The sequence below is a fragment of the Bacillus sp. AFS018417 genome, from assembly GCF_002560985.1.
Classification (GTDB): Bacteria; Bacillota; Bacilli; order Bacillales; family Bacillaceae_G; genus Bacillus_A; species Bacillus_A rhizoplanae.
Genome location: NZ_NTTM01000005.1, coordinates 1 through 13167, shown reverse-complemented (window position 1 = coordinate 13167; position 13167 = coordinate 1). Strand labels below are relative to the sequence as shown.

Sequence of the window (13167 nt, the reverse complement as noted above, 5' to 3'; positions counted from 1 at the left end):
AACTTCCAACAGTGGAGGGGTTTTCTTCATCCCCCACTGATGGCCCTCCCAATCGGAAGTCTTACGCGAACCTGGGCGGGCCGCAACAACCAAGTCCTATCTGTGGTGATACCGTACAGGAGATATCCCTATCTTTCTTTATGACTATCAACCCACAAGAGCAGGGGAGCATCCGAAACGTTTTTTAACTGGTTTTCAAGGGTATTTACAAGTAGATGGATATAGTGGTTATCATCAAGTACCGGATGTCACCCTTGTGGGATGTTGGGCACATGCCAGACGGAAATTTGATGAAACCTTAAAGGCTTTACCTGATTCACAGAAGGGGAAAAAAGTGAAGTAAACAAAAAATAACTCCTAAATCAACTTTTATTGTATATTTTGGAGTTACTTTACGTTTACTCCTCCACTGATTATCAGCCCTCACCAATCGTGCTTTTACGGGCAATTTATCCCCACTTAACTTCTTTGCTTTCGCCGAATTTTGAGGTGGGAGTCTTACTACCCACAAATAGCGGGATAAAATTCCATCATAAATATGTTTCGACATATTATATTCAATTCAAAATTTTATTTCGGTAACTATCTTCATATAATGAATGCTTTTTTATCCTCTTCTTTTTCGATGAAACCCTTGTGTAACTCGATCTAATATAATTGCAATTACTACAATAGCTAGCCCCGCTTCAAATCCCATTCCAATGTTAACTTGTGTTACAGAGCGATATACATCTACACCAAGTCCTGGTGCTCCTACAAGTGACGCTGTAACAACCATTGATAATGATAACATAATACTTTGGTTAACCCCGGCCATAATGGTTCCTGTCGCAAGCGGCAATTGTACTTTAAACAACTTTTGTGATGCAGTAGAGCCAAAAGCATTCGCAGCTTCAACCAAATCTTCTGGTACTTGTCTAATTCCTAAGTCTGTAAAGCGAATTGTTGGTGGCATCGCAAAAATTACAGATGCAATAATCCCTGGAACGACACCTACCCCAAAAAATGTAATCGCTGGAATTAAATACACAAACGCTGGCATTGTTTGCATAAAATCTAATGTTGGCCTTAAAATTTTTGAAAATCGTTCATTTTGTGACGCTAAAATACCGATTGGAATCCCAACAATAATGGAAATGATAACCGACGTAAGAACAAGCGCTAATGTTTGCATCGTTTGTCCCCAGTAGTGAATGTTTAGAATGAATAATAAGCCAATTAACGCAAAAACCACCAAGGATATTTTCCGCGTTGTATACCAAATGAGAAAACATACAATGATGATCATGAAAAATGATGGAATCAACGTTAAAAAATTTGTAAATAAATCAACGAAACCACCAATAACGTATGAAAAACCTCTAAATAGCCCTTCAAAATGAGCATATAAACTAGCTACAAACACATCGACCCATTCACCTAATGGAATGCGTGGAATACTATTCATCGTCATTCACCTCTTCCTCAATGTTTCCTGCAAGGGCTTGAATGACACTTTCTCGTTTGATTATGCCTCTTAACCTTTTCTTCTCATCAATAACCGGTAATGGGAGCTTCATCTCTGCCATTTTCCCATATGTCTCTTCAAGTAATGTATCTAAATACACGTGCGGAATATCTTTCAGCAGTAAATCAGCAATCGGCCACTGTTTTTGAACTGCTTTACTTGCGTCATCAGCTGTTAATATCCCTAAAAATTCATGTTTTTTATTTACAACATATACAGTAGACACGCCTGCATTTCTCATAATTTGCAGTGCTACACGTGGTCCGCGATCGATTAGTAATGTTTCTGGTCTTTTCAAAATAGATTCAGCAGTAATAACTTTTCCTAAATTCACATCTGCAACGAATTTTTCCACGAATTCATTCGCAGGGCTCATCATAATTTCTTCAGGAGTTCCAATTTGTACGATTTCTCCATCTTTCATTAATGCAATACGATCACCAATTCGAAGCGCTTCATCTAAATCATGCGTAATAAAAATAATTGTTTTTTCCATCTTATCTTGTAGCTCTAACAATTCATCCTGCATTTCTTTTCGAATGAGTGGATCTAATGCGCTAAATGACTCGTCCATAAGTAGGACATCCGGGTCGTTTGTAAGAGCTCTTGCAATGCCGACGCGTTGCTGCATACCGCCGCTTAATTGCCCTGGATAACTATCTTTATGATGCTCTAATCCTACTAACTTAAGTGATTCCAGTGCCTTTACTTCTCTTTCCCCTACCGGAACCCCTTGTATTTCTAAACCATAGGCAACATTTTGTATAACTGTACGATGAGGAAATAACGCGAACTTTTGAAAAACCATGCTCATCTTTGTTCTTCTGACTTTTCGAAGCGCCTCTTTTCCCATCGTTGCGATATCTTCTCCATCTATGTATATATGACCTGCTGTTGGTTTTATTAATTGGTTTAACATCCGAACTAAAGTCGACTTCCCACTTCCTGACAATCCCATAATTACAAATATTTCTCCTGTATATACTTCAAACGTTGCCTTTTTCACCCCAACGTTCATCCCTGTTTCTTTCAATATTTCTGATTTACTTTTTCCTTCTTTTAATAAAGCAACTGCTCTTTGAGGGTTTTTTCCAAATACTTTTGTTACGTTTTCAACACGAACTTTTGTATTTTCCATACAACGACTCCTTTTCTGCCCATCTATTCACATAGTGTAGCGATTTTAAACAGAAATATTACATAGAAATTACTCCTATAAGATTTTTTAAAATCTTCGTTTCCGTTCATAATAAGAAGGTTCGCATATAGATTTAGCAATGCTATACAAAATTAAATACACACATTCCCATAAAAAGAAATTTTCTATTTATGAAACGGGAGGCTTTCAATGAAACGAAAAATATGGCTTATATGCATTTTGTTATTCATCAGTATGATTATTACCTCTTGTAATGCAACAAATGCAAATATAAAAGGAAAAATTAAACTTGGTGTAACAAGTTGGAAGGAAAATATTGCGGTTGCAAATATGTGGAAAGTTTTATTAGAACAAAAAGGATACAAAGTTGAACTCATGTATTTAGAAAAAGCTGCCATTTGGACCGGCGTTGCTCGCGGCGATGTAGATGCAAACTTAGAAGTATGGCTCCCTGTTACTGATAAACCATTAAATGATCGGTATAAAAATGACATTGTTTTAAAATCAAAATGGTATGAAGGAACTGGGCTAGGTTTAGTCGTCCCTTCTTATATGAAGGACATTAACAGTATCGAAGATTTAAACGCTCATAAAGACGAACTGGATAATAAAATTGTCGGTATTGAACCAGGTAGTAGCCTTATGAATTTAACGAATAAAGCGATGAAAGAATATGATATAAAACTAAAACTTGTCCAGTCTTCAGAAGCTGCAATGATGAGCGAGTTAAAAAAAGCATATACGCAAAAGAAGCCAATCGCTGTTACGCTTTGGAATCCACACTGGGGCTTTTCAGAATTTGATTTAAAATATTTAAAGGATCCTAAGAAAGTATATGGGGAAAAAGACGACATTTATTACTCTGTACGAAAAGATTTCGAAAAAGATTATCCGGCAATTGTGAACTATTTTGATAGATGGAAAATGAATGATGAACAGCTTGGTACATTGATGGTAATGTTAAATAAAACAAAGGACCCTGAAGATGCTGCACGAAAATGGATTAAAAAGAATCAAGCATTAGTGGATGGGTGGATAAAGGATTAATTTACTACTCAAAAATAGGCAAGAGAACATGAGATTCTCTTGCCTATTTCACATTATTTTTTGTCAATCACAGCATCCACGATACCGTATTTTTTCGCTTCTTCCGCTGTCCGTTAATGCGGGATAACCGTCTTTTACTTTTTTAAAATCATTCATGCTGTAGATGGAGAAGATGATGAATGAATTATACAAGCAACCATCTCATAAGCACGGATGAATTTTGCTCAATTATAGAACAATATACATATCACGTAAGAAAGGAGACGATTCCTATTGTATACATACACCTTATACGATTCAGGAGATTCCTTTAGTATCAGCAAAGCTTATCATATTAAATGCGAAATTCCTCCCCACCGATTTAGAGCGATTATGATGGAGTTTCGCCGTAATAAAGAAATAGGAGAAAACGTTGGAGAATTTATCAACTTCATGAAACGGGAATTTGATGAAGGATTCGAACTGTTTGAGTATGACGATATTGTACAGTACGATGCAGATCAAGAGAATAGCATGATACTGGCAAATTTACTGGATCAAGCAGATCAACATATATAAAAAAAGAAGAGGCAGGCCGAATGAACCTGCTTTCTTCTTTGATTTCAAATTGATTGTATGAGCAATCTCTCATTCCTTGAATCGTTTCCATACCCCGTATCTCAACTCTTACACCCACCACATTTGTGAAGGTGTTTCTTCTATGATTGGTTTGATAAAGGGCCAGGTTTATAGAGTAAAAAACGCTTCATTTTCTGCAACTATAAAGTGAAACTTATTTTTCTTTCATACGATTAAAAACAACATCATACATATCATTTCCATAGTGTAAAGATCTCTTCACACGAGAAATTGTTGCTGTACTAGCTCCTGTTTCTTCTTCAATTTCATGATACGTGTTGTGCTTATATAACATTTTAGCTACTTTAAATCTTTGAAAGATTGTCTTCATTTCATTCACTGTGCATAAATCATCAAAAAAACTATAGTACTCATCTACCGTTTCCAATGTTAACATTGCTTCAAAAAATTCATCTAAATCTTTTCCACGTAATTTATCTATTAGCATATGCCTACCTCCACTTTCATTAGAGTAGCCGCTGCGCCACAAGATCCTCATTCTTATGCCAAAGTATATGAAAGCTCTTCCACATGAGAAAGTTTGCTTTATCTTCTATTATGTTTTATCTGATAAGACTTTATCTATTTTTTATTTTCTTCTATATCAAATGTGAATTTCCTCACAAATATAAATAGTACGATTACACTCTCATGTCAAATCTACCCCTAAAGATATATCAAAAAAATATAAAAAAAGGTAATTCACCTCTATTTCCATCTTATTAATACTTTAAAGAGTATAAGGTATTATATCACTATTTTTTAATATTGAATCCTGCCTCTATATTAAATATTCGTGGCAAAATTTTGTCTACATTATGTATCATATACTTCAAATAAAAAAGCTGGCATTTACCAGCTTTTTTAAAACTATTAAAATTCCTTTTACGATGGAAAATGATGCGTTAACTAGCTTCTTTATGTTCTTTTAATTGTTGTTTTCCATTCCCAATAAATCCTAAAGCAACATGAATTACAGGAACTACTAGACAAAATATAGTGAATGGCAAATACTGCAGCGTAGGTACACCTAGTGTACCAGCGATAAACACACCGCTCACTCCCCATGGAATCAATGGATTCACAGCAGCCCCGGCATTCGCTAAGATCCCTGAAAGATTTTTCGGATCTACATGAATTTTCTCATATTGTGATTTGAATGCTTCACCTGGTAAAATAACTGATAAATACTGCTCTCCTAAAAGAACATTGATGCCAATAGAACTTAATGCAGTCATGAGCATTAAGTTTCCTTTCGTACTTACCATGCCCGAAATTTTAGAAATTAGCTTTTCAATGATTTTTACTTCCACTAATAATCCGCCTAGTGCTAAAGCAAGAAGGATAAGAGAAACAGACCACATCATGCTTTGCATTCCTCCGCGAGTAAGTAACACATCTACACTCTTTACACCTGTTTTAGAAACAAATCCATCTTGCATAAAAGCAGCCATTTGACTAAGGCTAGTATGCGGATGATAAATATAACAGATAACAATCGTAATCATTATACTAAGTAACAATGTCGGAATAGCTGGTACTTTTTTTCTTGCACATAAAAATAATACTAACACTGGAATTAATGTAAAAGCTGAAATAGTAAAAGATGAATGAAGTGTCTGAACCAGCTCATCGATATTATTTCCTGCTGATACTGATGCTCCATGTCCCACAAGTAAGAAAAAGATAAGAGTTATAACAAAAGCTGGAATAATTGTCCGCATCATGCTACGAATATGTTCAAATAAATCTACTTCTGCAATAGCAGCTGCTAAGTTCGCTGTATCAGATAACGGAGAAATGTTATTCCCTAGAAAAGCACCCGATATAATAGCACCTGCAATCATCGCTGGATCTAAGCCCATCATTTGTCCCATTCCTAAAAATGCAATGCCCACAGTTGAAATGGTTGTAAAGGAACTTCCCACCATTATCCCCACAAGTGCACATATGACAAAAACAGAAGGTAAAAAGAATTTTGCAGATAAAATTTTAAATCCGTAAATCATTATGGTTGGAATTGTTCCTGCCGCAATCCAAACACTAATTAAAATCCCAATTAGCATAAATATAATGATAGGAATTAAACCGGGTATAATTCCGTTTTGAATCCCTTTATGAATTGTGTCCCAAGAAAAACCTTTCACTTTTGCAAATAAAATAACAATTCCTATGGCGATTAAAATAGGCACTTGAGGAGGTAAACTTAAGCCTATAATACAAGTTCCTATAATCGCTAATAAAACAACTAAAAGAAAGATACTTTCTTTAAGTGTTACATCTCTTTTCATTTTAATAACTCCTTATCATGTAAAATGGTTGTAGGATTCTACCAACTAATCCATTTACTATTAACTTTTGTGAACAATTGCACATTCAATATCTAAACACTATATTAAAAAAGAATCAATGAAAATAAAGTGAAACTTTTATCAGTGGAGGTCTTACTGCCCGCAAATAGCGGGATAAACCATAAAAAGGCATAAACAATGCTTTGGATGAGTATATATCACTTACAAATCATGCCAATGGATGTTTATGCCCTATTTTATTCACCTAAAAATATAAAACAGTTAACGCAAATCAGCTTTATTATATGCACCATGCCAAACTGGACCAACAAATGTATTAAAAGCAAATCCGCGTTTAATTCCCTCTGTCGTAAAGTCCTTCGCCTTCGCCACAGCTTCTTTTACCGAAAGTCCTTTAGCTAGTCCGGCTGTAATCGCTGCTGCAAACGTACATCCGGCACCATGGTTACAGTTCGTATGAATTTTCTCCGCTTCATAAAGCACAAACTCTGTTCCATCATAAAGTAAATCGATTGCCTTATGATCCGCTAGAGATTTTCCGCCTTTTATTACAACATTTTTAGCACCAAAATCGATAATTCTCTTTGCTGCTTCTTTCATATCGTTTACCGTTTTTACATTTTGCATTCCAGATAACTGACCCGCTTCAAATAAGTTTGGTGTTACAATTGTTGCCTTTGGTAAAAGAAGATCACGCATGGCAAGTCCATTTTCAGGATGCAGTGGTTCGTTTTCTCCTTTACAAACCATGACCGGATCAATGACAACATTTTGCATCTCATACGTTTCAATTACATCACTTACGAGCTCAATCATATCTATAGATCCAAGCATTCCTGTTTTCATCGCATCTAATTTGCCGCCGGAAAAAATTGTTTTTAATTGCGCTTGTACAAGTTCCTTATCAATTGGATGAACATGATGATGCCAGTTTTGATCAGGATCCATTGTGACGATTGTTGTAATGGCAGTTAGGCCAAACGTACCATACTCTTCAAATGTTTTCAGATCCGCCTGTAATCCTGCTCCTCCACTTGAATCAGAACCTGCTATCGTTAATACTTTTTTTACCATCACGTTTTCACTCCTCAATTGATCTTACTCAAATAAATAAGGTCAATTATATATAAAGATGAATGCATAACGACTGTTAGCGTTATACATTCATTCTATTAAAATGGTTTTCTACTAAACTTATTTCATTTCATTGTAGATTGCTTCAAGTTTAGCTTGAATTGCTTTTTCTAACTTAACAGCATATTCTTCAAATACTTCTTTATCATGAGCATATGGAGATAACGCACAAGCACGTAATACTGTTACTTTACCTTCACGATCCCATTCTCCTTCGCTAAATCCAAGACTCTTCACGAATGGAAGTGGGCTGTTACCGTAGTCAGGAATAGCAAAGTCAGTATGAGATGTAATGAACTCATTATTATATAATCCGCCTTTAACGTAAGAAGCTTGATCGAAGAAATCATGATTTAATTTGTTCATTTTTTCTAAGTCTGTATTACCTTCTTCATTAAATACATAGTCAACCATATTAAAGTCAGGTTTTGTTAATGGATACACACGAATTGTTTTATCGCCAACTTTAAATTCTTTTTCACTTAAGAAGTCATAGAAACGATAAGCTCCTTCAATACTTGCACCAATTAATTTTCCATAACCAGTTACATTTAACGGCAACACTTTATGAGCTGTCCAAACTGCTGCTGCAGTTGCACCTGCTTTAGAACCTTCTAATATATATGCACCTAATAATGCTGGAATATCTGCACCTTTTTCGAATACATACGTTGCAAAGTAGGAAATTACATCGCGCATTCTAATATCTTTAATAACAATACCGCCCGCAGAGTAAGGAATATATCCCATTTTGTGTGGATCAATTGTAATCGTTTCTGCTTGGTTCATTGCTTTAAATGAATGATAAACTTCTTTTGTTAACCATTCGCATTTTTCACTGAAGATGTTGTGTTTTGCGTACACTTCTTCGATTTGATCCCATTCGATAAATTCGTTATTTTCATCTAAGAAAATAGAACGAGCATAACCGCCATAAGCTGCGTCTACATGAATGTAGAAATAGATGCCTTCTTCTGCTAATTTTTCACGAAGTTCTACCATTTTATCAATACGATCTACTTGACCTTCTTCTGTTGTACCAATAACCCCAACAACACCTAGAACAGGAATTTGTTGTGCTGCTAGTTCACGAATTTTTTCTTCTAATTTATTAATATCCATACGATAGTTGTCATCAACATCTACTTGCTCTACACACTCAAGACCAACACCGATAATATCAGCAGCTTTTAACCAAGAATAATGTTTTGTCTGTGGAATTAACCATTTACCTAATTTTTGTAGATTTTGACCACTGCGTGCAGAATGAGCTTTAATTTCATCAATTTGTTCAGGAATTTGATCTAAAATATCTAGAATTTCTTCTGTAGACATATTCAGTAATTCCCATTCAGATTTACCTGCAACAAATTCAGGAGCTACTTCTTTAATTGCTAGTGGTAAGGATTTCATATTACGCGCATACCATAAGCCCTCTAGGTTAGCAATGGAACCATCTGCGCAAATATGTCCCCAACTTTCACCTTTTTTATAGCTCATCAGTGCAGCAAATTCATGTCCCACTTCTTCTTCCATTTGAGAAGTACCTGGTGAAGATTCATATGCTACGTTATTACCGTTCCATAACATTGCTGCTGTATAAGCGATGATAGAAGGCATTAATGTTTCAGAGTTCATATGTCCCCAGAAACGACCAGCAGCATGCCAAGGTAAAGAGTTCGTACGTAATTTAGAAGATAATACATTGAACACACTGCGAATATGATCTGCAGTTTCTTGGAAATTTTTAGAACTTCTATCTTGAGGTGTGATAACAGGTAAATCTTGCGGCATATAGTTTTGTCTCCAACCGACATGCTCATCTACCATTTTTAATAATAGTTCTTTAAATAAATCTACATTTTCCCCTTTATCTCCTAAGAATAATGCTTTTAAATTAATGTCTGGCATTTCATATTTCATTTTCATTTCCTCCAATTTTCAATCAAATTATATAAATATATAGAATAATTATTTTTAATTAGCTTGTTTTAAATATTCTGCTTCGTTATTTTCTTTTTTCCATTCTGGTTTCTTACATTTGTTAATAATAAGAGCAATCCCAATCATAACCACCGTAGCGGCCACTTGATAAATTACGTAACCAGTATACTGACTTGGTTTTAAAATGGATGGTGGGATCAAACTTACAATAATCGTAAGTACAATACCTATCATTGAAACAATAGATACAAACCACATTAATCCATTTCCTTTACTACCTAATCTAAATGGTCTCTTAACATTAGGCATGTTATAGCGTAAGCGAATTGCTGAAATTGCAATTAAAGCATATACGATACAATATAGAATCGTTGTTGTAATGGTAATAATTAAGAATGCACTATTAACATCTGGAACGACTACATATAAGAAAGATACTAACGAAATAACAATTGCTTGAATCATTACAAAAGTGATAGGAACATCTTTCTCTGTTCTCTTTTGGAAGAACTTAGGTAGGTTCCCTTCGTCTGCCACTTTAATCATAGATTTACTTGGTCCAAGTACCCATGCACTTAGCTGCACTAAAACACCAATTAAAATCATTAAAGAAATGATGTTAACAAAGATAGATGGAATTCCTAAATCTTGACAGAAAATCAAGTATGGTTGTGTAATGTTAGCTAACTCTAAATGACCGCGTGGCACTGCGTTAGAAACTGTTAAACCAGCGATAATATTAAAGATTACTAGTAAAACAACAGAAGCGATAACAGCAATTGGATAGTTACGTTTCGGATTTTCAATATTATTTGCATGTACAGATGAGATCTCTACCCCCGCAAAAATAAAGATAATCCCTGATAAATACGCTAAGCTTCCCAAGTCTTTTAAATTAGGTATTAAATCACTTGGTTTAAAATTCCCTAAGTAACTATTTGGCTGAATTCCATTTTTAATCATATAGATAACACCTAGAACTACGAGAATAACAAATGGAATATATACACCAATAACAGCGCCCCAGTTACCTGCGATTTTTACCATATCAAACTTAAGGTTTAATAAAGTCACACCCCAGTATGAAATTAAGATTACGGCAAAAATAAAGTAGTTGTTTGAAGATAGTTCTGGCTTATTAATAACGTAACCGAATAGAACACCAACAGTTGACGAAACCATTACCATCCCGAAAAACATTTGAACCCATAATAACCATGAGGTAACAAATCCCCATTTTTCACCTAATGCATTTCTAACCCAAACTTGTGGGCCACCTTCTTCAGGAAATCCTGTCGAAAGTTCGGCTGACATGAGCGCAATAGGGAGAGCAAATACAACTGCAGCAATTAACATATAGAAAATTTGCGTCCATCCTGTAATAGCAAGCGTCGGTACACTACGTACAGTACCAAAGAATGCCATCGTAATACCAATTAACCCAAAAAGCGTTAATTTTTTTGTCTTGGCCATAACTATGCCCTTCTTTCCTTTATTTAATTTTTATAGAATACATAAACTGAACTAATACGCTAATTTTCAAAAGAACTGCACTATCAAAATACAAACGTTAAAAACTAGGGTATTAAAACAAAATATCTGATACAAGATTTGTAGATCCTATAGAATCATTCCTTTCTTCAAACAATGCTATTATTTCGTAGAATACAGCCATTCATTTCTTCATAATACGAAATGAATAATATTCATAAAATAATCATCTGTTTTGCTAAAAACCACTTCACAAAACTTAAGTTTCATCTTGTGAATCATTACACAAGTTAACTTATGACGTCAGTCTACTCCCGTAATTTTGTTTTGTCAACAATCGAATAAACACTGATTTGACAGTGTTTATTGAAATAAATTAAAAACTTATTATTTAAAGCATTAAAGATTTAATGCTTTCATCCATTAAAGCTTTAAATCTTTTATTTATAAAAACACACGAAATAAATATAAATAAAAATGAATATTAATACACAATTAAATGATAAATAACCACGGTAAAAATCAAAAAAAAAGAAGAGTGAATTTGCTTCACTCTTCTGCTACATAAAAAGGCTGATTATTATTTTTAAAAAGGAGTTTTTCATCTTCTCTTAAACCTGGATGCCAGTCTAACATATTTACAAACGCATGATTTGCAATTGAATCGTTTATACATAATTCATCCACACCTAAATGAGATTCATTTTCATAAAAAAACCGCTCCATTACATTTTTTAACAATTTGCTGTATCCTATTAAACGTCTAGATGTAATTATTTTACTTTCCCGAAGAGGGATTTCACTTCTCTGTTCACGAAATTTTAACAATTTTTCTTGAAAAATCTCACGTCCATCTTCTTTTCCGTTAACTACTTTCACTTTTACATACAAATCATTTTCTATTCCTAACGCTCTACTCCACAAAGAGATCCAGTTATCATATTTGATATAGTATCTCCCTTGAAAATAGCTTTTTATCACCGGAAGTAAAACGTGAATTCTTGGATGATACATATCACCTTTTTTAAAAATATCCAACATCCTAAAATAACCTAGATTGGCTTGTTGTACAGATTTATACTTAAATAACCGATTGAACCCAATTAACATCTTGTCTAGCATTCCATTAATTTGTTCTTCGTTTATATTATCTAAGCCTAAATCTACTAATAACCAATTGACTTGCTGCTTTTTATTAACTTCCGTTATCACATGATGATTAACATATGCTAATTCCAGAGTTCGTTCCCATGATGTCAGCATAATTAATCCCCCTCACCTTCACTTTATCTATATATAAATCTACTTTAATTTCCAAACAGATAAGTCGCTGCTATGCAGAATAAAGTGAACCTTCTGTAAGTGGGGGGTTCTTTATCCCCCACTTACGGTTAGTTGAACCAATCGGGCTTTTACGGNNTCTCAATCTTGAGGTGGGGGGCTTACTGCCCGTTAATGCGGGATAAAGTGAAACTTCCATTAGTGGTCCTCCACTGATGGAAAGCCTGCGAATAGCGGGATAAAAAATAACCTGCACTCGCTTTCCCTTTGCTGGCAGAAAAAGGCCCTGACCGCTTATACGCATGGCCAGGTGCCCTCGCCCACCTAAAAAGAAAAGGGGGTTGTATTTATATATTTACAGAGCTTTATTCTCCTAATTTCACCAAGCTGTAATTCTTTTTACCTTTACGGATAATAATAAATCTTCCATCGAATGAATTTTCTACTGTAACATCTGTATTTACATCTGTTACTTTGTCTCCATTCATCAAAATAGCCCCACTATTAATATCTTCCCTTGCTTGGCGTCTAGAAGGTTCAATTCCTAAATCTACTAACCACTCGACAATATTTTTTGTTTCCTTTGCAGCATTGAAAGTTGGCATATCTTTAAAGCCTTGTTCAATTTCATCCGCAGTTAACGCTTTAATATCCCCGCTAAATAATGCTTCTGT

At 34.7% G+C, this 13167-nt stretch carries 11 protein-coding genes and 1 pseudogene; 3 read left to right on the top strand and 9 right to left on the bottom strand.

Features of this window, described 5'->3' with window-relative positions:
* Positions 1–55 precede the first annotated feature (55 nt).
* Positions 56–337 (top strand): annotated as a pseudogene (locus CN326_RS03580) (IS66 family transposase); the annotation flags it as partial.
* A gap of 270 nt (positions 338–607) precedes the next feature.
* Here CN326_RS03580 and CN326_RS03570 read toward each other — a convergent pair.
* Both CN326_RS03570 and CN326_RS03565 read right to left on the bottom strand, forming a co-directional pair.
* A complete protein-coding gene (locus CN326_RS03570) occupies positions 608–1447 on the bottom strand; it encodes an ABC transporter permease (protein WP_098306306.1) in 840 nt (279 codons plus the stop codon).
* Complete coding sequence (locus tag CN326_RS03565) at positions 1440–2645, bottom strand: quaternary amine ABC transporter ATP-binding protein (protein WP_098306304.1); 1206 nt, start codon at positions 2643–2645, stop codon at positions 1440–1442. The genes CN326_RS03570 and CN326_RS03565 overlap by 8 nt, the downstream gene beginning before the upstream one ends.
* Before the next feature lie 210 nt (positions 2646–2855).
* Between CN326_RS03565 and CN326_RS03560 the strand changes: the two genes are divergently transcribed.
* Together CN326_RS03560 and CN326_RS03555 are read left to right on the top strand one after the other, a co-directional pair.
* Positions 2856–3713 (top strand): glycine betaine ABC transporter substrate-binding protein, encoded by an 858-nt coding sequence (locus CN326_RS03560; protein ID WP_098306302.1) that lies wholly within the window; start codon positions 2856–2858, stop codon positions 3711–3713.
* Between the two features lie 273 nt (positions 3714–3986).
* On the top strand, positions 3987–4271 hold the full coding sequence (locus tag CN326_RS03555) for a hypothetical protein (protein ID WP_098306300.1): 285 nt from the start codon (positions 3987–3989) through the stop codon (positions 4269–4271).
* Between the two features lie 214 nt (positions 4272–4485).
* Here the strand turns inward: CN326_RS03555 and CN326_RS03550 are convergent, their stop codons facing one another.
* From CN326_RS03550 to CN326_RS03515, 7 genes are all read right to left on the bottom strand, one after another.
* Positions 4486–4779, bottom strand: a complete 294-nt coding sequence (locus CN326_RS03550; RefSeq protein ID WP_098306298.1) for a YerC/YecD family TrpR-related protein — start codon at positions 4777–4779, stop codon at positions 4486–4488.
* A 457-nt stretch (positions 4780–5236) separates the two neighbouring features.
* Positions 5237–6622, bottom strand: coding sequence for a Na+/H+ antiporter NhaC (gene nhaC / locus CN326_RS03545; protein ID WP_098306296.1), 1386 nt, complete (start codon positions 6620–6622; stop codon positions 5237–5239).
* 282 nt (positions 6623–6904) lie between these two features.
* Entirely contained in the window at positions 6905–7720 is an 816-nt protein-coding gene (gene pdxK / locus CN326_RS03540) for a pyridoxine/pyridoxal/pyridoxamine kinase (RefSeq protein ID WP_218007842.1), read from the bottom strand.
* A 117-nt stretch (positions 7721–7837) separates the two neighbouring features.
* Positions 7838–9700: a tyrosine decarboxylase gene (gene tdc, locus CN326_RS03535; RefSeq protein ID WP_098306292.1), complete on the bottom strand. Its 1863-nt coding sequence runs from the start codon at positions 9698–9700 to the stop codon at positions 7838–7840.
* 54 nt (positions 9701–9754) lie between these two features.
* On the bottom strand, positions 9755–11194 hold the full coding sequence (gene tyrP, locus CN326_RS03530; protein ID WP_098306290.1) for a tyrosine-tyramine antiporter: 1440 nt from the start codon (positions 11192–11194) through the stop codon (positions 9755–9757).
* A 567-nt stretch (positions 11195–11761) separates the two neighbouring features.
* Positions 11762–12475 (bottom strand): protein rep, encoded by a 714-nt coding sequence (locus tag CN326_RS03525; protein ID WP_098306288.1) that lies wholly within the window; start codon positions 12473–12475, stop codon positions 11762–11764.
* Between the two features lie 383 nt (positions 12476–12858).
* A partial coding sequence (locus tag CN326_RS03515) for a S4 domain-containing protein (protein WP_255258085.1) occupies positions 12859–13167 on the bottom strand: 309 nt, incomplete at its 5' end.

Excerpts from the sequence above, each read along its gene's own strand:
- nhaC (WP_098306296.1), bottom strand. The coding sequence starts at position 6,622 with ATGAAAAGAGATGTAACACTTAAAGAAAGTATCTTTCTTTTAGTTGTT.
- CN326_RS03560 (WP_098306302.1), top strand. The coding sequence starts at position 2,856 with ATGAAACGAAAAATATGGCTTATATGCATTTTGTTATTCATCAGTATG.
- CN326_RS03525 (WP_098306288.1), bottom strand. The coding sequence starts at position 12,475 with ATGCTGACATCATGGGAACGAACTCTGGAATTAGCATATGTTAATCAT.
- tyrP (WP_098306290.1), bottom strand. The coding sequence starts at position 11,194 with ATGGCCAAGACAAAAAAATTAACGCTTTTTGGGTTAATTGGTATTACG.
- CN326_RS03565 (WP_098306304.1), bottom strand. The coding sequence starts at position 2,645 with ATGGAAAATACAAAAGTTCGTGTTGAAAACGTAACAAAAGTATTTGGA.
- tdc (WP_098306292.1), bottom strand. The coding sequence starts at position 9,700 with ATGAAATATGAAATGCCAGACATTAATTTAAAAGCATTATTCTTAGGA.
- CN326_RS03570 (WP_098306306.1), bottom strand. The coding sequence starts at position 1,447 with ATGAATAGTATTCCACGCATTCCATTAGGTGAATGGGTCGATGTGTTT.
- CN326_RS03550 (WP_098306298.1), bottom strand. The coding sequence starts at position 4,779 with ATGCTAATAGATAAATTACGTGGAAAAGATTTAGATGAATTTTTTGAA.